At 45.2% G+C, this 24,047-nt stretch carries 16 protein-coding genes and 1 pseudogene; 3 read left to right on the top strand and 14 right to left on the bottom strand.

Annotated features, from left to right (window positions below):
- Positions 1–20 precede the first annotated feature (20 nt).
- The 7 genes and pseudogenes from ACG95_RS03885 to ACG95_RS03855 form a co-directional block, all read right to left on the bottom strand.
- Positions 21–1,196 carry a CamS family sex pheromone protein gene (locus ACG95_RS03885; RefSeq protein ID WP_047999241.1) on the bottom strand — a complete coding sequence of 392 codons (1,176 nt, stop codon included), beginning with the start codon at positions 1,194–1,196 and terminating at the stop codon, positions 21–23.
- Entirely contained in the window at positions 1,193–3,232 is a 2,040-nt protein-coding gene (ligA, locus tag ACG95_RS03880; protein WP_047999240.1) for an NAD-dependent DNA ligase LigA, read from the bottom strand. Before ligA ends, ACG95_RS03885 begins: the two co-directional genes overlap by 4 nt.
- Positions 3,233–3,252: 20 nt before the next feature.
- Positions 3,253–5,521: pseudogene (pcrA, locus tag ACG95_RS03875) on the bottom strand (DNA helicase PcrA).
- Positions 5,522–5,799: 278 nt separating this feature from the next.
- The gene (locus ACG95_RS03870) at positions 5,800–6,969 is read right to left on the bottom strand and encodes a 5-(carboxyamino)imidazole ribonucleotide synthase (RefSeq protein WP_047999239.1); all 1,170 of its coding nucleotides are present in this window, start codon (positions 6,967–6,969) and stop codon (positions 5,800–5,802) included.
- Between the two features lie 118 nt (positions 6,970–7,087).
- Positions 7,088–7,633, bottom strand: a complete 546-nt coding sequence (locus tag ACG95_RS03865) for a DUF2179 domain-containing protein (RefSeq protein WP_047999238.1) — start codon at positions 7,631–7,633, stop codon at positions 7,088–7,090.
- 127 nt (positions 7,634–7,760) lie between these two features.
- On the bottom strand, positions 7,761–8,348 hold the full coding sequence (locus ACG95_RS03860) for a xanthine phosphoribosyltransferase (protein ID WP_047999237.1): 588 nt from the start codon (positions 8,346–8,348) through the stop codon (positions 7,761–7,763).
- A 52-nt stretch (positions 8,349–8,400) separates the two neighbouring features.
- Entirely contained in the window at positions 8,401–9,039 is a 639-nt protein-coding gene (locus ACG95_RS03855; RefSeq protein WP_047999236.1) for a glycoside hydrolase family 73 protein, read from the bottom strand.
- A gap of 139 nt (positions 9,040–9,178) precedes the next feature.
- Between ACG95_RS03855 and ACG95_RS03850 the strand changes: the two genes are divergently transcribed.
- Positions 9,179–10,153, top strand: a complete 975-nt coding sequence (locus tag ACG95_RS03850; protein ID WP_047999235.1) for a Gfo/Idh/MocA family protein — start codon at positions 9,179–9,181, stop codon at positions 10,151–10,153.
- Between the two features lie 282 nt (positions 10,154–10,435).
- Here ACG95_RS03850 and ACG95_RS03845 read toward each other — a convergent pair whose 3' ends face one another.
- Positions 10,436–11,359, bottom strand: coding sequence for a prenyltransferase (locus ACG95_RS03845; protein ID WP_237756442.1), 924 nt, complete (start codon positions 11,357–11,359; stop codon positions 10,436–10,438).
- A gap of 131 nt (positions 11,360–11,490) precedes the next feature.
- On the opposite strand from ACG95_RS03845, the gene ACG95_RS03840 reads away from it, so the two are divergent.
- Positions 11,491–12,468 (top strand): polyprenyl synthetase family protein, encoded by a 978-nt coding sequence (locus ACG95_RS03840; protein WP_047999313.1) that lies wholly within the window; start codon positions 11,491–11,493, stop codon positions 12,466–12,468.
- 86 nt (positions 12,469–12,554) lie between these two features.
- Here the strand turns inward: ACG95_RS03840 and cydC are convergent, their stop codons facing one another.
- The 4 genes from cydC to ACG95_RS03820 form a co-directional block, all read right to left on the bottom strand.
- Positions 12,555–14,315 carry a thiol reductant ABC exporter subunit CydC gene (gene cydC, locus ACG95_RS03835; RefSeq protein WP_047999233.1) on the bottom strand — a complete coding sequence of 587 codons (1,761 nt, stop codon included), beginning with the start codon at positions 14,313–14,315 and terminating at the stop codon, positions 12,555–12,557.
- Positions 14,315–16,054, bottom strand: a complete 1,740-nt coding sequence (gene cydD / locus ACG95_RS03830) for a thiol reductant ABC exporter subunit CydD (protein ID WP_047999232.1) — start codon at positions 16,052–16,054, stop codon at positions 14,315–14,317. The genes cydC and cydD overlap by 1 nt, the downstream gene beginning before the upstream one ends.
- Positions 16,055–16,185: 131 nt before the next feature.
- The gene (gene cydB, locus ACG95_RS03825) at positions 16,186–17,181 is read right to left on the bottom strand and encodes a cytochrome d ubiquinol oxidase subunit II (protein ID WP_047999231.1); all 996 of its coding nucleotides are present in this window, start codon (positions 17,179–17,181) and stop codon (positions 16,186–16,188) included.
- Positions 17,174–18,613 (bottom strand): cytochrome ubiquinol oxidase subunit I, encoded by a 1,440-nt coding sequence (locus ACG95_RS03820; RefSeq protein WP_047999230.1) that lies wholly within the window; start codon positions 18,611–18,613, stop codon positions 17,174–17,176. The genes cydB and ACG95_RS03820 overlap by 8 nt, the downstream gene beginning before the upstream one ends.
- A 424-nt stretch (positions 18,614–19,037) precedes the next feature.
- On the opposite strand from ACG95_RS03820, the gene ACG95_RS03815 reads away from it, so the two are divergent.
- Positions 19,038–21,518, top strand: coding sequence for a serine aminopeptidase domain-containing protein (locus ACG95_RS03815; RefSeq protein WP_047999229.1), 2,481 nt, complete (start codon positions 19,038–19,040; stop codon positions 21,516–21,518).
- Between the two features lie 130 nt (positions 21,519–21,648).
- Here the strand turns inward: ACG95_RS03815 and ACG95_RS03810 are convergent, their stop codons facing one another.
- Entirely contained in the window at positions 21,649–22,233 is a 585-nt protein-coding gene (locus tag ACG95_RS03810; protein ID WP_047999228.1) for an ECF transporter S component, read from the bottom strand.
- A gap of 99 nt (positions 22,234–22,332) precedes the next feature.
- The gene (locus tag ACG95_RS03805; protein ID WP_047999227.1) at positions 22,333–23,757 is read right to left on the bottom strand and encodes an amino acid permease; all 1,425 of its coding nucleotides are present in this window, start codon (positions 23,755–23,757) and stop codon (positions 22,333–22,335) included.
- Between the last annotated feature and the right edge of the window lie 290 nt (positions 23,758–24,047).

Below are 24,047 nucleotides of genomic sequence, written 5' to 3'. Positions count from 1 at the left end.
TTTCTCACATCTTACTTAATTTAATTGTCGCCCTGGTCACTAAAGACGTGGGTGTAGTACGAACTACCCGTAGCCGTTCGTGCTAAGAAACTTTGAATATCCCCATTGGCACTCTTAACCGTGATTTCAACGGGAACACCGGATGGCAAGTAGCGTTTAGCCGCTGTTGCCAAGTATTGCGTGAAACTAGTAATTTCAGTTTCACTATAGAACTTAGTCGTAATATTGACACTCAACTTGCTCAATGACTTGTCTTTGTAATGCGCATTCGCCGTTACACCAGACAAATTCGGGAAGAAGTTTTGGACGTGCGACTTAAACGAACTGAAATCAGATTCGTCATTACTATTTGCGCCAGAGTTTTTAGACTCAGTCGTTGCTGGGAAGACATAATTTTGCCAGTTCAGGGACTTCCAGTTAGTAATCGAAGTTGACCCGTTCTTTGAAACAGCATAAGCAATCATGTTACCACCTACTAAGCTATCATTGGATGACTGCTTATAGAGTGCTAAAACGATTGGGACGTTCTTCAAAGCAGATTTTTGACGTAACCGTTGTAACACAGTATTAGCCATCTTCTTACCCTGAGCCGTTAATTCTGTCGTTGAGATATCAGTTTCGTAAGTCGCCCCGTATTGAACCTTTGTATAGTAATCAATGGAGTTCAATCCTAAACCAACGGTAACGCCACCTAAAGTTAGCTTACTACCACTTTGAATCATATAATCCTGTTCTTCAAGTTGTTGTAAGTAGATTGGGTTACGCGTATTTGGATCCGTTTTACCATTATTCTTCGGATTTAAACCGTCTGGGTTACTGCTTGAGACGCGTCCCAACCAGTTTTCAACCGTTGACGTACTCAAATACTGACCTTCTTGGAAAACGTATTTACTCGTCGAAAACTCTTTCTTAGAGACGTCCAACAAACCCGTTTCAAAGCTCTTCAAGTTCATCACGTTGTCATTTTGCGATACGTTGACGCCCCGCGACGTACTCGTCCGGTAACGGCCATTCTTAATGACTCCTTGATAAAATTCACTATCAGTTGAACCAGTTGTAGTCGTGGCTTTTGAACCCGTTGTCGTGGTGCTAGTACTACTTGAGCCAAATGATGAGCCCTTTAAATTTCCGCAGGCGGCTAAGACAATGGCAGCCATTGCCACTAAACCGATCGTGCGTATGCGTTTAACATTCACGCTTGTGCATCCTCCCTCATTGTCTCGCTGAACTGGGCTTCATCCCATACAGTAATGTCCAGCTGTTGTGCCTTTTGCAACTTACTACCGGCATCGCTACCCGCAATAACCAGGTCAGTCTTCTTTGAAACACTACCGGTAACGGTTGCCCCGTTAGCTTGCAGCCACTGAGTCGCATCACCACGGGTGAAACTAGTCAGCTTACCCGTTAACACGACCCGTTTACCAGCAAACCAGCTATTGCTTTCTTCAGCTACTTCAACACTAGGGCCCTGATAAGTCGTATTGACCTTAACTTCTTGAAGCTCCGTGATCAGTGTATGGACTTCTTCGCTCGCAAAATACTGGACGACCGCATCCGCAATGACGTCACCCATCGAATCGATTTCAGCAATCTCTTCTTGAGCAGCGCCCATCAACGCTTCGATCGAACCAAAATGTTGCGCAATCAGTCGAGCAACCTTCGCGCCCACGTGTCGAATACCGAGGCCGAACAATAACCGTTCAAGTGAATTATCACGGCTACGGTCAATTGCTGTCAAGAGCTTTTCAGCAGATTTATCTTTTACTTTATCTAATGTGAGTAATTGTTCCGTCGTTAAACGGTACAAATCTGCGACATCCGTTACTAAGTGGTTGGTATATAACTGCGCAATGATCCGAGGACCAAGACCATCAATATTCATCGCATTCCGCGAAGCAAAGTGGACTAACCCCTCTTGTACTTGGGCTGGGCACTTAGGATTGATGCAGCGCAATGCGACTTCATCTTCCAGATGAACCAGTGGCGCCTCACACGACGGACAAGTCGTTGGAATCACTAATGGTTCAGCATCTTTAGGCCGTTTAGTCATATCAACCGCTGAAATCTCAGGAATAATATCGCCAGCCTTATGCAGTAAGACGGTATCCCCAATCCGAACGTCCTTAGCCGCAACGTAATCTGGATTATGCAATGAAGCCCGCGCAACCGTCGTTCCGGCTAACTGTACGGGTTCCATAACGGCAGTCGGTGTGACCACTCCAGTTCGGCCGACCGTCCATTCAACTTCTAACAACAAGGTCGGTTGTTCATCCGGTGGGAATTTAAACGCAATTGCCCAGCGAGGGACTTTAACCGTTGCCCCTAACGAGCGTTGTAATGGCAACGAGTTCGCTTTAATCACGATTCCGTCAATGCCATAAGCTAAGTCAGCCCGTTGATTTTGATACCGATCAATATAACTAAAAATGTCAGCCATCGAATGAGCGACTTTAAAATCAGGATTGGTTGCAAAACCTAGGTCTGCCAATTCTGTCAGCATCTCACTCTGCGTACGTGCCGTCAGTGGTTCGTAGTCGGCAACGTTATACATAAACGTACTCAACTGCCGTTCAGCTACGACTCGTGAATCAAGTTGCCGCAACGTCCCAGCAGCTGCATTCCGCGGATTAGCAAAGACTGGCTCACCAGCAGCTTCACGCCGTTCATTCAGCGCAGCAAACGCCGCTTTGGGCATGTAACACTCGCCCCGAACCTCAATGGTCAGTGGCCGGGTTAACTTCTGTGGAATCGACTTAATCGTCTTGATGTTAGCCGTGATATCCTCACCAATCGTCCCGTTCCCACGAGTGGCTCCTTGGACTAACACACCCTCTTCATATCGGAGTGAGAGTGCTAAGCCGTCGATCTTCAACTCACAGTTATAGTCAACCGGCTCACCAACGTTTTGCTCAACGCGCTCAGTGAACTCTTTTAATTCAGCTTGTGAGAAGACATCGCCTAGTGACAGCATTGGAATCGCATGGGTTACCTTGGTAAAACCAGCCCTGACAGTCCCACCGACTAACTGCGTTGGTGAATCCGGTGTAACTAGTTGGGGATAGGCCTGTTCCAATTCAACCAACCGCGCATACTGGCGGTCATACACATCATCTTCAACGTTCGGCGCATCTTCATCGTAATACTGGCGACGCCATTCATTTAGCTGGGTCCGTAATGCAGTGACTTCTTCAGTCGCCTGCGTAACGTCCGTTGCGTTGGTTTTATCTGCCATCAGCCACTCCTCCTAACTTTTTAATCCTGAACTTTTTGAATCGGAGCAAAGGCTGCTAAGAGTCGTTTGATTCCTTCTGACTTAAATGCGATATCTAATTCCGCGTCCTCACCAGCGCCGGTCACTTTGACGACTGTTCCAGTTCCCCATTTACGGTGGGTCACCTTGTCACCAATTGACCAACTATTCTTGTCAGCGCCAGTCCCAGAAGCCTTTTTAGCTGTTGCTCGGGTACCCACAGGATTCTTCTTGTAAGACGGTGTAAACGCCCGGCGATCCCGATCAGAACCGAATGGTACTTGTGGTCCATCACTACTATTCCCATCCAAGGTGTTCTCGTTTTTAATCAACTTGGTGTCGATTTCATCGATAAATCGTGACGCAGGATTATTCTGTCGGCGACCATAGAGCATCCGTGAATAAGCATTCGTTAAGTACAGCTTAGTTTCAGCACGGGTGATCCCCACGTAGGCCAAACGCCGTTCTTCTTCTAGCTCGTCTTCATCCATCATTGCACGTGACAGTGGGAAGATGCCGTCTTCCATCCCAATCAAGAACACAACTGGAAATTCAAGTCCCTTAGCGGCATGTAACGTCATTAAGGTCACAGCTTGTGGTTCTTCTTCCACGTTATCAATGTCAGAAACCAGTGCTAAATCAGCTAAGAAATCAACGAACTTATCGCTGTCCTCTTCCTCAGGTTGGTAGCTATCGTCGAATTGCTTCGTTACGGATAGAAATTCTTCGATATTTTTCAATCCGCGCTTGGGCTCCCAAGGACGTGGTTGCTTTGGCATCCTTCAACGCCTTCATGTAACCCGTCCGATTGAGAATTTCCTGTGTCAGATCCGTTACGGACAAGTATTCGCGCATCGCCCGTAACTCATTCATGGTCGTTGCAAACTTCGCTAACGCTCCCTTAGTCCGTGCTGAGATACCGTTAGCCATGTCGACGTTACTTGCAGCTTCCAGCATCGAATAACCAGCTTCATCAGCGAATAAACGCAACTTATCAACACTAGTTTGACCGATACCCCGTTTAGGTTCGTTAACGATTCGTTCAAAATTCATTGAATCTTGGTCATTAACCACTAACGTCAAGTAAGACAAGACGTCACGGATTTCTTTACGGTCGTAGAACTTGTTACCCCCGACCATCGTGTACGGAATGTTGGCCTTAACCAGTGATTCTTCCATGACACGTGACTGGGCGTTGGTCCGATATAGAACGGCAAAGTCACCGTAATTAAAGTGCTGTTCCTCAATATTTTCTTGGATCTTAGCAATCACAAAGTGGGTTTCATCACTTTCACTCTGACCACGATAATACGAAATTAATTCGCCAGTATCATTTTCTGTCCATAATTTTTTAGGACGACGCGTCGAGTTATTGTCGATAACCGCGTTGGCAGCTGTTAAGATCGTCTTCGTTGAACGGTAATTCTGTTCCAACATCACCGTATCAGCTTGTGGATAATCCTTTTCAAAATCAAGGATATTCTCCATATTGGCACCACGCCAACCATAGATTGATTGGTCGGCATCCCCAACAACACAGAGATTCTTGTACTTGTCAGCCAACATATTGACCAACGTATACTGAGCGTTATTCGTATCTTGGTATTCATCCACGTGAATATAGTGGAATTTGTTCTGGTACCAAGCTAACGTTTCGGGGTTCTGTTTGAATAGTTGAATCGTCAACATGATCAGATCATCGAAATCGACCGCTTGATCCGCTGCTAACTCACGTTGATACTGCACGTAAACGTCTGCCACAACACTTTCGAATGGGCTAGCTGCCGATTCTTTATACATCTCAGGCGTTTGTACGTCATTTTTTGCATTTGAAATTGCCGATAAAATGGATCGTGGATCAAACTTTTTAGAATCAATATTTTGTTCCGTTAAGATTCGTTTAACTAACGTCCGTTGTTCGCTTGTTCCCGCAATCGTGAAGGCACGGTTATAACCGATCTGTTCAATGTCTCGGCGTAGAATCCGAACACACAACGCATGGAACGTTGATACCCAGACGTCGCGTGCTGAATCACCTAATAATTTCCCAACTCGTTCACGCATTTCACGAGCGGCTTTATTCGTAAATGTAATCGCTAAAACGTTCCAAGGATTGACCCCTTGTTCTTCAATTAAATAGGCCACTCGGTGCGTTAAGACCCGTGTCTTTCCTGAGCCGGCACCGGCCATAATCAGTAGTGGTCCCTCTGTGTCTAAAACGGCTTCCTGTTGCTTGTCATTCATTCCTGCCAATAAGCTTTCTTTCGACACGCTATTCGCCACCCTTTCTAAAAATCAGTCACTTAATATTATAGCAAATTTCACGCGTATTTGCTGGGTTTTAAGGACCCAAAATCAACAATATAGGCGGCTTAAAAATGCCTTAATTATTAAGTCTCCTCCAAGCAGACAAAAGCGTTCATTTGTAATCGCCTGCTCACCTTAAGTGAAAGCCATGACCAGTTTCAACCCTTAGATTAATCTTTAGAAAAGCAAAAGAGTTTGGGCGTTTAGCCCAAACTCATCGTTAAAATTCATTTAATTATCGTTTACTCATCATCACTATTTTCATCACTCAGTGCAGCGTGCCCTAGCTGCCAAATAGTGGTATCTTCAAGCTGTTCAAGAGCTTCCTTGACACTTGGTGCTTCAACCAATACGTGACCGGCAACCGGTGCTCGATCTGCCTGTAATAATGTGCGGTGATAGAAATTAAAGAACCAGTTCGTTTTGATCTGCCACTGGGTCCGAATACCACTTTCCTGTGCAGGCGTGAAGTATGCTGCCACAACCGGCATCAATAACTTAACTGGCATCAGTGGTAGTCCGGCAATAGCTCGTAAGTGTTGTTCCGCCATACTAATGTTGGTTGCACGTTCAAAGACGTAACCCGCTTTATGCATCGCAGGTACGATCCGTTTAACGTACAAGTTACCACTTGCCGTTAGGAAGAACGCCACTTCAAAGACACCGGTGTAACTCAAATTATCGCTGATTTCCTTAGTGATCCGCAGCATTTCATCATTAACCGCTGAATCAACCTGAGCTGGTACAATTGAAGCCACCAGTTCATGGTTACGGTAACGATTCTCAACGGTTGGGAAGAAGGCCGTCGTGTCACCACTCTTGGCACCGAAGACCGACAATTCTTTTTCATAGGGAATCAAGGATTCGAGTAAGTACGTTCCCCAATCTAACAAATCCGCCGCTTTAACAATGTCGGACTGCGTTTTGATGACCAATTGACGATTCTGTCCCAAACCTTTTTGAATGGGCTTCAAGATACTTGGATAACCGATTGACCCAATTGCTTGGTACACATCATCCAAACTAACGATCGTTGCAGATGGTGCCACGTTAAAGTTTAGCTGACTAAAAAAGGCCCGTTCTAACGACCGATCTTGAGTGATTTCTAAGGCATCGCCACCCTGTGGCACTCGCGTGTGCGCCGCCAAGAAATTAACAACGGCTGCATCAATGGTTTCTGATTCATAAGTCACCATGTCACAACGTTCCGCAAAGTTTTGTAACTGTCGCTGATCATTGAGGGCCCCGACAACGCGAAAATCCGCCAGTTCCATGGTCTCAGTATTTTCGTTATCGCCGTATACTCCGACAGTGATGCCAGCATTACGCGCGGCAATTACTAATCCAACACCATTAGTACTGCTACCAATAATGCCTAGCGTACCACCTGGATTTAAAATCGAGTTGTCCACTTCAAAGTCCCTACTTTCTTATCCCTTAATAACTATTATTGATTGAATGATTATTAATCCAATACTCATTATTCTGTAACAATCATACTTGCTGTACCGTTTCGTTGCAAGTATTGAACTAATTTTTTCGCCGCGCATTACGACGCTTCACCCGCTTAAGCCAGAAACCGCCTGAAATATAGCGTGGTTCGTAAGCAATCACGAATGCGTTAGGTGCTTCCTCTCTAATCAGGTTATAGAGTTGACGCTCATTCTTGCGTGGTGCGAGAATCTCTAACGCTAACCGTTCGCCTTCAAGTCCGTATGCGGCGTGTTGCGTTACACCAAAACCATGCTCCCGTAAAACACCGGGCAATCCTGATTTAGGATCTGGCAAGATTACTGAAATCATCGTGTAACCTAAAGCTAACTTATCTTCAATCACCATACCAACGTAGACACCGACTCCGTAGCCTAACGCGTAAACGAGTAGGTTGAGTGGATTATCCAGCCGATTCAGAACTAACGAGAGTCCCAAGACATAAATTGTAATTTCAATAATACTGGCAAAGGCCGCAATATAGCGGTAACCGCGCATTACCAGTAAGAATCTTACTGTGTTCAACGTAATGTACGCAAAGTTAATCACAAAGATAAGCGCTAAAATCCCAACATCGACTCGCATCGTAATCCCCCCCACTTTCTTTAGTTAGGACAAAACCAAACTCATTTTTATCTCCAACTAGTTACAATCGAAACGTGGCACAAGAGGTGACTCCCCTCACTTTTTATGCCACGCACTTTGCGTCGTGCTAATCCGTTGTTGCTTCTGAAGCAAAGTGTACCCGATCACCATCAAATGACGTAATCTGAGCAAGTGATTCCAACCGAACACCACGATCAGCAATCAATTGGTGACCAGTCTGGAAGACCTTTTCAATGACAATCCCGACACCCGCAATCTTAACTTGCGCCTGATCACAGATTTCAAAAAGTCCCTGAACAGCTTGACCATTGGCTAAGAAATCATCGATGATCAAGACGTTGTCATCTGCGTTAATGAACTTTTTAGCAATTGAAATGTGGTTGGACGTCTTCTTGGTATATGAATAGACTTCCGCCGTGTATAAATCGTCAATTAACGTGACCGACTTGTGTTTACGTGCGAAAACAACTGGAACGTGCATCGCTAATCCGGCCATCACTGCGGGGGCAATCCCCGATGATTCAACCGTTAAGATCTTTGTGATCCCAGCATCTTGGAACAAGTGGGCAAATTCAGTCCCCATCGCAAACATCAAATCTGGATCAATCTGATGATTCAAGAAACCATCAACCTTCAATACTTCGCCCGGGAGCACCCGTCCGTCTTTTGCAATGCGTTCTTCAAGTTCTCGCATAATAGCCTCCTAAGAATAAATAATAATAAAAATGATTAACACAATTATTTCGTTACTTACTATCATACCGTTGTAAGTGATATTTTTGAATAATATTAATTAATTTTTGTGCATAACTAGGATCAGTCGCGTAGCCGGCCGTTTGCAATGCTTTAGCGGCGGTTTGATAATCCTTAGCTTGAATGACAGCAGCATAGTGCTGTGAGTCCCAAGTCGTCCCGTAAGCTAATTTCTCGGCATGATCGACTAATGAGTCGTGCCAACTAGTATACACCCGAAAGCGGCGCTTAACGGTATGATAGGCCCCGTCGTAATACTCTTGCGTCGTCATGAGTTTACCAGCCTGAGTCCCATAGGCTTTCACTCCGAACAGGTTATTATTTTCAGTGGCATTCGTACTCTGACCCCAATCAGACTCTAAAATGGCCTGGCTGAGCGTAATACTCGTCATCACGTGATATTTTTTGTTCAATCGCTGTGCTTCTGGGGCCAAGCGCTTAATAAACGCAGTATGCGACGTTAACGGTGCCGTTGTGGTTTCCGCCTTAGACTGCCATGAACGCTGAGCAAGCCATCCTAAACCGATTACAGCAACACAAACAATCAGGACGTTCAGCCACTGAACGCGTCCTTTTTTTACAAAAAATTGTGATTGTCGCTTTTGCCGTGGTCGTCGTCGCTTACTCGCCATTCCAGCCGCTCCTTTTTTATTGATTACATCTTATTCTACCGGGTTTTAAATTAATTTTAAACGGTTATTCGACACTATTTGTTTATTTTTTTGCTAAAATATAGGTGTTCACAATTGATTATCTAGGAGGAACCTCTGCATGGCTAAAACTTATCGTTGGGCAATTGTCGGTCTCGGCAACATTGCTCACAGCTTCGTAAAATATTTTGATCAACCCGATGGCGAAATCTACGCGGTCTGCTCACGCTCACAAGCAAAAGCAACTGCCTTCGCCAATGAACACCATATTGCTAAGGCGTATGGTAACTTGGATGACTTACTAGCAGATGATCAGGTCGACATTATCTACGTCGCCACTCCGCATAATTATCACATTGAGACGATTCTACCCGCATTACGAGCGGGCAAACATGTCCTGAGCGAAAAAGCGATCACGATGTCTAGCACTGAGCTGAACATTGCCCGTGAAGTAGCTACAAGCAACCACCTTATCTTGGCGGAAGCTATGACCCTCTACCACATGCCATTATACGAAAAATTACATGACTTCGCTGCTGAACGACACTTAGGCGACTTAAAAATGGTGCAGGCCAGCTTTGGTAGCTTCAAGGAAGCTGATCCAACTAACCGTTTCTTCAATCCAGATTTAGCCGGTGGTGCCCTGTTAGATATCGGTGTTTATGCCTTGGCTTTCGTGGAAGAATTCTTAACCGCGAAACCTTACATTACCGGTACGACGATGCACCGCTTCAGCAGTGGCGTTGATGAATCTTCAACGATTACGTTACGCAATGCTAATGATGAATTAGCAACGGTAGCGTTGACTTTCCGTGCTAAGATGCCTAAACGTGGCATCGTGGCCTACGAGAACGGCTACTTCACCGTGGACACTTATCCACGTGCAGATACGGCTACCTTTACCGATAACCAGGGTAACGTTGAAACCATCACGGCTGGTGACAGCACCAATGCGATGAACTATGAAATTGCCAATATGCAACAGATGATTGCTGGCAAAGTTCACAATACTAGCTTAGCTAAGACGGCTGACGTCATGGATGTCATGACTGCCGCTCGAGCACAGTGGGATTATCGCTATCCATTTGAAAAGTAAGCTATAAGAGTGCACCAGCAGGCGTTTAGTTTGCGAGCATTAACGTAAAACCGGTGATTATTCCTGGGCTTGGAATAGTCGCCGGTTTCTTCGTTAAGCGGAACAAACTGCCTGCTGGTGCACGTTTCAAAACTGAATAACCGTCACTACAAAAACAGACCACTTCAGAATGATAATCATTCTGAAGTGGTCTGTTTGATATTACTAACTTATTCTTACATTTGGCCAGTCTCAATAGCAAGATAATCATAGTTCGCAATTCACGCTACGAGTACCCCTAAGTTAGTTAAAGACTAACCCTAACCCCATGAACACGATAAATGACAGGCAGATCAGTGTGGCATTCTTAATCGACAGAATAAACGTTTCCCGCTTAACCTGCTTGCCCATAAAGATCCGGGTATTGCGCCATACTGGCACCGCACTGATTAAAGTCAGTAAACTGAACTTAGGTAAGACGCCCATCAAAACGGCCACAACTAAGCAGATATACCCTGCGACGTAACTTCCCGCAAAGACCCTCAGCATTGTTGGTTTACCTAAGTAGTACAGAATCGTATGACGACCAAGCGCAATATCTTCGTCCATGTCACAGATATTATTGGCCAACATGATATTGGTAATTGCAAACATCGCTAACCCTGAAGCTACTAAAACCGCTAGCGCAGAAGACCACGTGATCGCCGCTACGTCATAAGTATTGATGAAGACCGCGATCCAAAAAATCATGAAGCCCATTGTAAACCCTGAGAATAATTCTCCAAACGGCCCCTGTGAGATTGGCTTGGGGCCACCCGCATAGAAATACCCCACTGCATATGAATAGAGTCCCATCCACAGTAATGGCAAACCAGTCTTAGTGACTAACCAGAGCCCGATAATCAGTGAAACGCCACCCAATCCAAAGGTAATCAGACGAGCCTGACTGATTGAGATGCGGTTAACCCCGACCACGTTAGTTGCTTCAAGGAATTCCTGATTATCCGTATTTCGTGGGGCGTGCAGGAAGTCTTGATAGTTATCGTTGGCGTTCGTTGCCATGTGAAATAATGAGGACGCAATAAAAAATAGCACTAAATAGCCTAGGTGTAATTGATGATAATTATAAACGGCATACAAACTACCAAGAACGAATGGTAACACACTAGCAATCAAAGATTTAATTTCAACAAATTCAAGAAAAACTTTTGGTTTCAATAATAGCACCGCCTTTTGTTTGACAAGTTTTCAAGTTATTTGTACCTTTAATATAGATTGTATTTTAGAATGTGACTGGCTGCAAGTGTTGGCGTCTCAACGCCCCGGAGCCATTTCTAAAAAAACGGGGGATTTTCATGATGATGCAAACGATTTGGCAACCAGAAAGTGCTGTCGCTACTGAACTAGCGGATTTAAAGCCTTACCTTGCCACTAATGTTCAAATTAATAATCCGGCCATTAATGATCGGGTCCACGAACTACTCGCAGCTGGCGGTAAATTTTTACGCCCCGGCTTTTTCTACCTGTTCAGTCAATTTGGGACTGAACGTGATGCAGTTCGTTTGCGGGCAGGTGCCGCAGCCATGGAATTATTGCACGTCGCAACGCTCATTCACGATGACGTGATCGACAATTCGGCGGAGCGCCGCCACGTCACAACGGTACACCAAGATTACGGGCAACGTAATGCCATCTATGCAGGTGACTTACTGTTCACCTGCTACTTTGATCAGGTCTTAATCGCTGCTAAAACGGCGGATGACGTCAAGGTCAATACGGCGGCCATGCGTGCCATCTTACAGGGCGAACTCGACCAAATGGCGCATAACTTCCAACCCACTACTACCGTTGATGATTACCTGGACATCGCTCGTGGAAAAACAGCCCGTCTGTTCAGCCTTAGTTGCGAACAAGGCGCTCACTTTGCGGGTGCCCCAGCGGCCGTCGTCACCCTTGCCCAACAGATTGGTGAACGGATGGGCTTAGCCTACCAGATGCTCGATGATGTTCTCGATTACGCCGGTGACGAAGCATTGACGCAAAAACCCGTCCTGAATGACTTAAAAGATGGGGTCTACTCGCTCCCCTTAATTTACGCTTTAACCGCTGATCCAACTTTGGCTGAACAACTCCCACAACTAGGCGACACCATTAGTAACGAGCAATTATTAACGATTCGTGATCAGGTTATCGCTTTAGGAGGCGTCACCCAAGCTCAACAGTTAGCAACGCACTATACCAAAACAGCTTTAAATCTAATTGACACCCTCCCAACTGGGGAGACTCAGCAGACCTTACGCCGATTAGTTACGGAGCTACTCGTACGAAATCACTAATCAACATTCAAAGACAGAATAAGCCCCATTGGCACACTTCATTACTTGAAGCTGCCAATGGGGCTTATTTTAATACGCTATCAACTTTAAACTTCTTCGTTAGGCGTATCATGACCTTGATCTAAATCGTATAACCGTTTAAATCGTGGGGTTGTCGCGTACAGTTTCTGTGGGGTTCCAGCCATATCAAACTGGCCATCCTCCAAGAATCTGACTTGATCCACGTGTTCAATTCCAGCCAAGTGATGCGTGACCCAGAGAATCGTTTTATCGTGCAATACCCGGAAGACTGTTGCTAACAGGTGTGCTTCGGTAATCGGATCTAGACTAACGGTTGGTTCGTCTAAGATAATGATAGGCGCATCCTGCAATAAGATTCGTGCCAAGGCTAGGCGTTGGCGTTCCCCACCAGAGAAGCGGGCACCGCCCTCCTCGACCACCGTCTCGTAACCGTCTGGGAGCGTTGCAATCAACGCGTCCAGTTCAACTGCCTTGAGTGCAGTCTTAACCTGTTCATCCGTCGCATTCAGGTTTCCCATCCGCACGTTATTCATAATCGTCGTATTGAAGAGATACGGCTGCTGGTCAAGCACCCCGAATAACCGTGCGCGTTCATTTTGCAAACGTGTGACCGGCACATCGTTAAGTTGTACCGTTCCCTGATCTGGTATTAAATCACCAAGAATCAGTTTCAGCAACGTACTCTTCCCCGTTCCAGAAGGTCCTAACAAGGCCAACTTTTCACCTGCTTTCAGCGTCAGATTAAGTCCGCTGAAGATGGCATGGTTATCCGCTGAATATTGAAAGCTTAGATCAGCAACTCGTAACATTTGTACGGGCTCCGTCAAAGTTGTCTGGTCATGTTCATCAGCAGGTGTCGTATCCAAGTCATTAACGCGTCGAATCGAGCGCTGATAGCTTGGCCACTCACTGACCCCTTGGCTAACGGATTGAAGCGCGTCAACTAGTGGAAACACAGATAACACGAACGCTGCAATCCAGTTAGAACTGGCCGCATTACTCGTCCAATAAAAGCTACTCCAAATCAGTAACGCAAGACAAATGATCCCAAAGATCATCTGAATCGTAAAATCACGCCACCATTGGAATTGATGATCTTGGCGTCGCAACGCTGCGATCTCTTTAATCGGCTTAGTCTGACGTTCATAGAAGTCCCCTTGGCGCCCCGCAATTAACCAGTCACCAAGTCCCATGACAGCATCCGTCAGTTGGGTATAAAAGCCCTGCTGTAGTTGCCGACTTTGAGATTCACGTGCACCGTTGATCAATACTGACCACAGTGGCATCACCACCACGACTAGCCCCAGCATTAAGAGCATTAGTAGACCAAACCACCAGCTGAAGTAGCCCAATGCAATGACGATAATCAGCGTCATTAGCCACGCAATTACGGTTGGAAAAACGGTCCGTAGATAGAGATTTTCAATGTGATCGATATCGTCTGCTAAAATACTGAGGACGTCACCCGTTTGAAAGTTCTGTCGAATGGCAACCGCGTGTTTTTCAACGGCTTGATAGAGCTTCTTACGGAAATCCGAAACGATTCGTAAGACCCAGTTATGGCTAGTAATTCGTTCGGCATAACGAAAGGCTGGCCGACCAATCCCAAACGCCCGTGTCAGTACAATCGGCACGTAAATCATCAAAATGTTATACGGATGACGAGCGGCCTTACTGATTAAGTAACCGGAGTTAAACATCAACGCCGAGCCACAGAAGAAGGTCATTAAACCTAAGAACAACGTCAACGCTAATAACTTTTTGTACTTACGTAGATAGGGCATGACCCAAGTATCGTGCTTGAATGTTGCTAAAAAGTCTTTCATCAGATTGCACCTACCATTTCATCACGTAAACGGACGTATGCGCCGTCGTGTTCAGCTAACTCGGCAGGCGTCCCCTGCTCAACGATCTGCCCGTGATCCATGACCAGCACGTAATCCATCTGGTTGATCCAGTGCAGTCGATGGGTTGCAAAGAAGACTAAGTGATCCTGTAATACTGGCAAGATGGTCGTCTTCAATTCAGCTTCTGTCTCAATATCGAGATGCGCTGTAGGTTCATCAAAGAGTAAGATTTTGCGGGAGTCATCCAGGAATGCTCGTGCTAACGCGATTCGCTGGGCTTGCCCGCCACTGACACCGCGTGAACCTTCGCCAATCGGTGTGGCGAGTCCATCAGGTAACGTTTGAATCCACGCCGTCAAACCGGCTTTATTAGCCGCCTGCTCAATAGCCGTTTGACTAGCTTGAGGCTGGTAAAAGGCAATATTTTCAGCCAAGGTCGCGTGAAATAGATATGGACTTTGAGGAATATAGAAGAAGCTTTGTTGCCAGGCCTGTTGACTCAGATGTGAGACTGTCTGCCCGTTAACCTGAATCTCTCCTTGATCCGCTACCGGCGTTAAGAAACCACCCAGTAAGTTGATTAAGGTTGATTTACCTGAACCAGACGCCCCGATAATACCAATCCGTTGATAACCATGGGCCGTCAGCGTCAGCTTACTTAGTGCAGGCTGACTAACGGTATCATCATATTTAAAATCAACTGCTTGGAGACTTAACGTACTATCTTCATGCCAGTCTAGCGGGGCTTCGCCGAGTTGTTGACGGTCAGTCGCTACTGGTAAGGCCAACATTTCCTGTACTGCTGTAAACGCATTTTTACCATTTAACGTTGCGTGATAGTCATTCGCAAATGTCCGTAATGGCAAAAAGTAATCCGGTGATAACACTAGAATCACTAACGCTGGCAACAAGGTAATCGTGCCATTGATTAAGCCAAACCCTAAGAAAACAGCAACGACCGCAATCGATAACGTAGTGAAAAAGTCGAGTGCGAAAGTCGACAACATGGCAATCTTAATAACTGCCATCGTCTGCTGACGGTAACCTTCACTCACTTGATAAACATTATTGGCATAGCGTTTGCTAAGCCCTAATTGCTTGAGTGTTGGCAATCCCCGGAGCGTATCCACAAAGTGATTCGACATCCGCTGATAGCCCACGTACTGCTTATCAGCTTTAGCTTGGGCGGCGTAACCCAAAATGATCATAAAGATAATAATTAATGGAAAAATAGCTAGTAAAAATAATGCTTCACGCCACCGCAACCACGCAATGTAGATTAAAACGATCCACGGAATTACCATCATATCGACAACTTTGATGACCACTAACATCAGATACGTTTGAACCTTATCGATTCCTTCCAACGCCGTGGTTACCACGTTACCAGTCCCCGTTTTAGCGACGTAGCCTGGTCCTAATCGGTATAACTTCTGCATCACTTGCTTCCGTAAATCACCAGTCGTCTTCTCGACTAGTGGGTACATCAAGCGATTCTTGATCACCACTAATAATTGACGGCCAGTCCATGCCAACGCAAAGAAAAGCATCGGTCGTACAATCGTCGCTAATGAATGCAGGTGCCACAGCCCAACGATTGCGACTGATAAGTAATAGGCCTGCAACACAATACAGATTCCTTCAACTACTGCTAGCAAGCTTAAAATAACCGTTACTCGCCGCATTCCGGGTAGTTTAAATAAAGCTGGATCAAACACATGTCATTCCTCCCTGCCTATAAATGAACAGGGCCGCGCCTCGGCACATAGCCAAGGTCACGACCCTGTTGATGCTATTAGATTAATTGTACCACCGCACCCCGTGATACTGCTTACATTGACAATTTAAATTACGATGCCAACCGCTTGTAAAAGACCCAGTAGCTCCAAATGAAGTAGACCAACATAATTGGTAAGACGGTTAATGAGATCACCGTCATCAAATGTAGCGTATATGGCGAGTTCGAAGCGTCCTTGATCAAGATACTATTAGCCGCATTGTTAGCGACCATCACACGTGGGAACAACCCGTTGAATAACAGCACAACCACATCAATCAGTGATAAACCACTGCTGATGAATGAGAGCCATTCGTGATTGCCGTAAACGCCCCACGTTGCTAGCACCGTTAATAGGACCAGTGCAACCACTAAAATTGTCGTTGAAATTGGTTTCTTAGCAAAGAAATCCGTATTGAAGAACAATAAAATTGCAAAGACAACTTCACCAGCAAACAGTACCCAGTAGAGTGGTTTAGCCCACTTTAAAGCCCGTTCCCGTAAGGTACCCGTCGTCTTCAGTCGAATAAAGTTCAACCCGTGCAAGTAGCATAGCAAGGAAACAGCCACCCCACCAACGATTGAGAACAAGTTCACGTAATCCGTAAAGTGTGCCGTCATATCGCCATGAGCATTGATTGGCATTCCTTTGACCATCGCAGTAAACATCATTCCGAACAGAAATGCTGCACAGAAACTACCAATAGCTGCGGCCCATTCCCAGAAATTACGGCCGGATTCACTTTCCATCCGACTCCGGAATTCAAATGACACTCCACGCATAATTAAGGCAACTAAAATCAACAATAGAATCAGATAGAAACCAGAGAATAGTGACGCATACCACATTGGAAATGAGGCAAACATCGCCCCACCAGCAGTAACCAGCCATACTTCATTGGCATCCCAGTGTGGTCCAATCGTATGGATCACAACGTCACGTTCCTCACGATTTTGAGCTAAACTTTTGATAGTCATCCCGACCCCAAAGTCAAAACCTTCAAGGAAGAAGAAACCACTAAATAGGACCCCAACTAGCACAAACCATAAGAATTGTAAGTTACTCATGACTGAACGCCTCCTTACCATAAGGATCGTACGGTGCATCGTCGCCCGCTTGTAGCAAGTCATCCGGACCATGATGCAATGCACGCCGTGATAAGACAATCATGACGGCACCTAAGCCACTGAACAAACAGAAGTAGACAATATTTGAGAATAATAATGAAGCAACACTGACATTTGGCGAAACCGCGTCAGCAATTGTCAATAATCCGTAGACAACCCATGGATAACGACCAAGTTCAGTAATGAACCAACCGGCCGTATTGGCTGCAAATGGTAAGAACGTACAAATGCCCATAATCCACAAGAACCAACGTTGCCGCTCGATCATCGTCGATTTGGCCCGGTTAAAGTAGAGGCCAACAATGGCGATCAGCGCAAACAAGCCACCAGAGACGGCCATCACACGGAAGCTCCAGAACAAGGTCTTAGTTGGGACGTAGTAATTCATGTCCTTACCAAACTTCTTGTCATACTTTGCGTGCAATTCCTTATTGATTCTATTCTGACCCTTAACGTTACCTTGAAGCTTATGGTAACTCAGGATGTCTAAGACGTAAGGAACCTCAATTGACCAGTTACTCTTGTGATTCTTGGTATCCATTCCTTCAATGATTGCCCATGAAGCTGGTGAACCAGAATCTTTATATAACCCTTCAGTAGCTGCAAACTTCATCGGTTGTTCCTTAATAATGTAACGGGTCTGTAAGTCACCCATCCCAACAACACCGATTGAAGCAATCAAGCCAATGATAAGACTAACCTTGATTGACTTGCGGTAGAATGTGACGTTTTTCTTCTTCAACAAGCCAAACGCTGCCATCCCAGCAACCACAAACGAACCAGTTACGAACGCCCCAAACAACACGTGTGGCAATTCGTACCATAATTGTGGGTTCTTGATGACTGCCGCAAAGCTGGTCATTTGAGCCCGACCCGTTTTAGCATTAATCATAAACCCAACTGGATTTTGCATGAAACTGTTCGCTGCTAAGATCCACATTGCAGAAATCATGGTCCCAATTGAGGTTAACCAGATAAACGCACAGTGCAGCTTGGCATTGAAACGATCCCAACCAAACATCCATAACCCAATAAACGTGGATTCCATGAAGAAGGCCACTAACGCTTCAATCGCTAATGGTGCTCCAAAAATGTCACCCATAAATCGTGAATAATCAGACCAGTTCATCCCAAATTGGAATTCTTGAATAAGCCCGGTCACAACCCCAACGGCAAAACTAAGTAAAAAGATTCGCCCCCAGAACTGCGCCATGTGCTTGTACAAGATGTCCTTTTTGACAACGTACACTGTTTCCATAATTGCAACAACTAAAGCTAAGCCGATTGATAATGGCACGAAAAAGAAATGAAATACCGTGGTCATTGCAAACTGGAAGCGCGCCAAGGATAAGATACTTAATCCGAGATTCATAATGGTCCCCCCTTTGTATTTTATTTCCGTCAAAAACGGAAACGCTTCATTCATCCCTTATGATAGCAACTGATAAGTGAAATTTCAATCAAACTTAACTTTTATTGTTAAATTAGTCAACACCGCTAATTTTCAAGGTCGCCATCAGTCAGCTTATTCGTTTGTTAGTTAACTGTTCAGTTGGCCTGTACATTTGAGTATTTATGTTGTATCTCCCTGCAGGTCCGCCTTTTAAGCGTATTATCACGATTAATGTGGTCTGTTAATCATTCAGTGATTAAGTTTTATAGTGTAAACAAATTCTGCGGTTATCTAAAAGTCGTGTTTTCAATCAAGTTAAATCGTATAAACCGTAACAATAACAACGATGCGTGCTATATTTTTAATTGTGCAACAGACTAAAAAGTTACGAGGAGTAAGTAATATGAAAAGGAATTCACCAAAAAAGGATGACCTTGTCCATTACAAAATGTTCAAGGATGGAAAGCATTGGGTATATGCCGGGATTACGATTGCGGGGCTCGGAAGTACCTTAATGCTGACAACGAATGCATTCGCTGCCACTACTGCAGCAACGTCAGCTTCAGCTACGACACAAACACTTAGTACCAACGAATTAGCCAGCAGCGCTGCCAGTGTCTCCGCTGATACGCTCAGTGCCAGCACCACTAGCTCAGCGAACAGTTCAGTAGCCAGCAGTTCAACTACCAGCACAGGGACACCGGCTGCCAGTCAAGCCTCAAGCGCGACAACTAGTCAGGCCAGTGCTGCCAATAGTAGTTCAACCAGCAGTGCTTCGTCACAAGTGACTAGCCAAGCAAGTAACGCTACTAGTCAATCAAGCGTTGCTGGTAACAGTACAGTCAACTCTGCTAGCTCAACAGCAACGAGCAGTGCCGCTACTAATAATAGTACGGTTACCTCAGCTGCAGCTAGCAGCGCCACTAGTACTGCTAGTCAAAGTAGCCAGGTTGCAACTAGTACTGCTAGTGCTGCGGCCAGTACTGCGGCTACTAGTGATAGCGGTCACGGTTTGATCTACGAAACCAATGTAAAAGTTGGTAACCAAGTCAGCAAAATCACCATTACTCAGAGTGGTCCCTACAGCGTCACTTGGACTAAGACTGAAGTCACTAATACAAACGAAACAACCACCGTTACCTTGGATGCGACTGACATCGTATCGATCGTTAATACGATTAAAGAATTATCTGGCAAACAACTGACACCTGAAGTAGCCGCTAATCTAGCTGCTGCCAAGGCCAAGCTAAACGCAATTGTCACACAATTAAAAGAATTACCAACTAATATCGCCAGCACCATCGTTGGTAACGTCCTCTACCCAATCGTCTTTACTGGTAGTGGTTCTCAAATGTTATCTAATCTTCGGACTCAAATGAATGAGCATCGTTACGATATCTCAAACACTTGGGAAGGTCTCGATCCCGTTGCCTACGCAACTGACCGTGCTGCCGCAGAAGCCTACTATCCTGGCACCGTTACTTGGTGGAATACCGTCACCAAAGAAACTTGGACCTTACCAGAATATAACGATCCAACACAAAACGTTCGGGCCTACTATATTCAAAATGGTAACTCAACTAAAACCGTTATTATTGGCCAAGGCTGGACAGAACACGTTGATTGGATCGGTTACGTCTCAAAGATCTGGTATGACATGGGCTATAACGTGTTGATGCCTAGTCAACGGGGTCAGTTCCTCAGTGATGGTAATGATCTTACCTTTGGCTATCAAGATAAATACGACTGGCTCAACTGGGTCAAAATGGTCGATGCCCGTAACGGTGCCAATAGTGAAGTGGTCTTCTATGGCCAATCACTAGGTGCCGATACCGTGTTAGAAGCTGCTTCAGTCCCTGGTTTATCCAAATCCGTCAAAGCAGTTGTTGCGGATGCTGGCTACGCTACCTTGCCAGAACTTGGTAGTTCACTCTACACTAAGGCAATCGCTGCCGTTTCCAATGCACTTCAGTCAGTTGGACTTTCAGCAATCACCCAGTTACCTTTCTTATCTTATGACAAGATCGTAGCTGCGATCAACGCTCGTTTGATTAAGGAACAGGGATTCAGCGTTACTGATATCTCAGGTTTAGATGCTGCTAGCAAAGTAACCGTACCCCTTCTATTGATTCATACAGAGGATGACTCCTTTATTCCTTACACACAATCATTAGAATTAGCCGCTGCTAACCATTCAACCGACCAAGAAGTCTGGATCTTACCAGGACAAGTTGGCGGTCACGCTGCTGCCAACAACGCTATCTTGCAATATCGTCAGCATTTAACGGACTTCTTAGCAGCTTTAGTTGGTGCAGAGGCTGTTGAAGAACCAACTACTGATACCGATAATAATAATTCTGGCAACTCGAATTCTGGTGACACAGATACTGATAACACTAACTCTGGTAACTCGAATTCTGGTGATACAGCTACTGATAACACTAATTCTGGCGACTCGAACAGTACGGATGATAAGACAACGACTAACGATACAAATACTGTCGACCTTACAAGTGATGCGGACGCTATCAACAGTGATACTGGTGAGACAGTTGCTCAAACACTTACCACTTCTACTAGTGCTGACCAGATTGTCACTAATGCCGATTGGTTAGTCAACCATGATCAAAGTGGCTCAGCAGTTACGGCTAGTTTATTACGTGATCAGAGTGTGGCGACACCAGTAGCAACTGACAGTTCGTTAGCTCAAACAGCTAGCGAAGATTTAGTACCTGTTACCTCACCCGCAACGGCTAAACAAGCTACCGTTGCACTACCACAAACGGATGAATCAACTTCTCAGTCATGGATTGCTGCAGTAGGCGTCAGCTTATTAGCTGCTGCAACCGGACTATGGGCTGCCATTCGCCGTCGTTTCGTTTAATATCAGGATACATTTAATTAACTAGTTTCATAAATAAGCGTTCCGACATTATTATGCCGGAACGCTTATTTTAATTGCACGCTACTATTTTAGAAATGCTCGCTAGTTTCCAAATACATCAGGGTTTCACTTATCGTTGTTTAAATCGCATTAGCGGTGTCCCAATCAACGGCGTCAGGATTCCAGCCAAGATAGCTTCGGGAACCCCATTTGACGCCACGACCGTCAGCAAGTATGGCATCAACTTGCTAAGGTTAACTTGGTAGAACCCAGCTGCTTGATGGCTGTACAGCAGCCCAATTAGCCCTAATACTAGAATCGTATTAGTCAACGCCCCCGCAATGCCGGCCAATGTAAAACCAAGCGTTGTCCGGTGACGTTTGCTGAACCAAATGAAAATCCAACCCGCAACGAGACCAATCAACACCCGCGGTAAAATCGAAACTAGCGGATTCGTGAAGACAATTGGCGCTAACGCACTCGTTGGCGCTACAAATGCCCGGATCCAATCGATCAATCCCCAAATACCACCAATAATGGCCCCATCACGAGGTCCTAATACTACGGCCGCAATGATCACCGTGATATGAATCGTGGTGATACTAAGTCCTGGTAAGGGAATGTACCCAAAGAACGGCACAATATTTTGCATAATAACAATTGCCATTAATACTGCCAATACACTAATATGATAGGCGTTTGACCGTCGCTGCATAATTAGCCACCTCTACTCTTTCAACCTGTTGAATAACGGGCTTAATTATAGCATAACCCCTCAAAAAAACGAGCCCACAACGGACTCGTTTGATTAAAACTATTTTGTTTCTTTTTCGCGTAAATCTGCTCGGATTCGTGAATGACGGTAGCTGTATAGGAAATAGATGACAACGCCAATCAATATCCAGATAGCGAACATATGCCATGTAAAAGCCTGTAAGTTCATCATTAAGTAGATACAGGCACCAAACGATACGATCGGTAACACTGGATAGAACGGTACTTTAAATGAACTATCAATCTGCTGTAACGTTTCATGACGACGTAGGAAGACTACCCCAATCGAGACCATGGCGAATGCAAATAGCGTTCCAATATTGACTAACTCCGCAATCTTATCCAGTGGAATAACGGCTGCAAAGATACTAGCAATAATCCCGAAGATCCAAGTACTCTTAACGGGAACCTTCGTCCGCGGATTCAGCGTCCGGAACGCTTTTGGTAATAAGCCATCCCGACTAATCGCAAACAGTAAGCGCGTTCCACCGTAGAGCATAACGATTAGAACCGTGGTCATCCCAACGACAGCACCTAATGAAACGATCCCAGCCGCCCAATTCTGATGAATCACAGCTAAAGCGTACGCTACCGGATCGCCAACGTTTAACTTAGTATAATTGACGACACCTACCAGCACGGCTGCCATTGCAACGTAGAGAATCGAGGCAACTACCAGCGAACCAATAATCCCAATCGGCATGTCCCGTTTAGGATTCTTAACTTCTTCTGAAGCCGTTGAAACCGCGTCAAAACCAATGTACGCATAGAAGGCTAAGGAAGCCCCTTTGACTAATCCATGCACCCCGTGAGGCATGAACGGATGAAAGTTAGCTGGACGAACGAAGAAGATCGCAACACCGATGAATAATACAATTACTAGAATTTTAACGACCACCATAATTGTATTGACCCGCGTCGATTCTTGTAAGCCCCCTACTAGCAACAGCGAGACTGCTAAAACGACGATGAACGCAATCAGGTTAAAACCCGCGTGAGACGTTCCAGCCGTCCCCGCAGCAGCTGACAAGAATTCTGGGAGCTTTATTCCAAAACCACTCAACAAATTCTGAAAATAGGCCGACCAACTGACGGCTACCGATGAAACGGCAAATAAATACTCCGAAATCAACGACCATCCGAGAATCCAGGCTAAGAACTCACCAAAGACCGTATAAACATAAGTATAGGCACTGCCGGCTAACGGAATCGTTGACGCAAATTCAGCGTAACATAATGCTGCCAGTGAACAGACTACCGCAGCAATCACAAAGGATAGCATGGCAGCGGGTCCCGCATACTTAGCGGCAATAATCCCGGGCGTAATAAAGATCCCGGAACCCACAATGGCGCCAACACCCATCATCGTTAAACTGAAGGCATTCAACGTCTTCGCAAGACCGCCCTTATTAAAGTTAGCTGGATTGACTGGCTTCTTAACCAATAACCGCCGTGATGCTTTCATATGGTAGTGCCTCCTAATCAAATTCTTATTAATTCAATGTTACTAATTCTATTAATTTTTGGCAGATTAGTCAAGTAAATCCGTGTTTTTTCGGTAATTCGTTTGAAATCAGCGAAGTTATACGGATTTTAGCGTTAGTTATTTTAAACAAAATGGCTGCTCAATCGGACTCTAAATTAATTATTTTTTAATTTTATTATTTCATTAGCAATTACTATATTTGAGGACGTCGTGCTAGTTAAAAGTTTAGTTCATTAGATACTATTATATTGCTATATAGGCAGGACTTT

This window comes from Lactiplantibacillus herbarum (assembly GCF_001039045.1).
In the GTDB taxonomy this organism is placed as follows: Bacteria; Bacillota; Bacilli; order Lactobacillales; family Lactobacillaceae; genus Lactiplantibacillus; species Lactiplantibacillus herbarum.
The sequence above is the reverse complement of the archived record's forward strand: the minus strand, read 5'-3'. Positions and strand labels throughout refer to the sequence as shown.

Excerpts from the sequence above, each read along its gene's own strand:
- ACG95_RS03860 (WP_047999237.1), bottom strand. The coding sequence starts at position 8,348 with ATGCGAGAACTTGAAGAACGCATTGCAAAAGACGGACGGGTGCTCCCG.
- ACG95_RS03810 (WP_047999228.1), bottom strand. The coding sequence starts at position 22,233 with ATGCAGCGACGGTCAAACGCCTATCATATTAGTGTATTGGCAGTATTA.
- cydC (WP_047999233.1), bottom strand. The coding sequence starts at position 14,315 with ATGAAAGACTTTTTAGCAACATTCAAGCACGATACTTGGGTCATGCCC.
- ACG95_RS03855 (WP_047999236.1), bottom strand. The coding sequence starts at position 9,039 with ATGGCGAGTAAGCGACGACGACCACGGCAAAAGCGACAATCACAATTT.
- ACG95_RS03850 (WP_047999235.1), top strand. The coding sequence starts at position 9,179 with ATGGCTAAAACTTATCGTTGGGCAATTGTCGGTCTCGGCAACATTGCT.
- ACG95_RS03840 (WP_047999313.1), top strand. The coding sequence starts at position 11,491 with ATGATGCAAACGATTTGGCAACCAGAAAGTGCTGTCGCTACTGAACTA.
- ACG95_RS03805 (WP_047999227.1), bottom strand. The coding sequence starts at position 23,757 with ATGAAAGCATCACGGCGGTTATTGGTTAAGAAGCCAGTCAATCCAGCT.
- ligA (WP_047999240.1), bottom strand. The coding sequence starts at position 3,232 with ATGGCAGATAAAACCAACGCAACGGACGTTACGCAGGCGACTGAAGAA.
- cydB (WP_047999231.1), bottom strand. The coding sequence starts at position 17,181 with ATGAGTAACTTACAATTCTTATGGTTTGTGCTAGTTGGGGTCCTATTT.
- ACG95_RS03820 (WP_047999230.1), bottom strand. The coding sequence starts at position 18,613 with ATGAATCTCGGATTAAGTATCTTATCCTTGGCGCGCTTCCAGTTTGCA.
- ACG95_RS03815 (WP_047999229.1), top strand. The coding sequence starts at position 19,038 with ATGAAAAGGAATTCACCAAAAAAGGATGACCTTGTCCATTACAAAATG.
- ACG95_RS03865 (WP_047999238.1), bottom strand. The coding sequence starts at position 7,633 with ATGCGAGTCGATGTTGGGATTTTAGCGCTTATCTTTGTGATTAACTTT.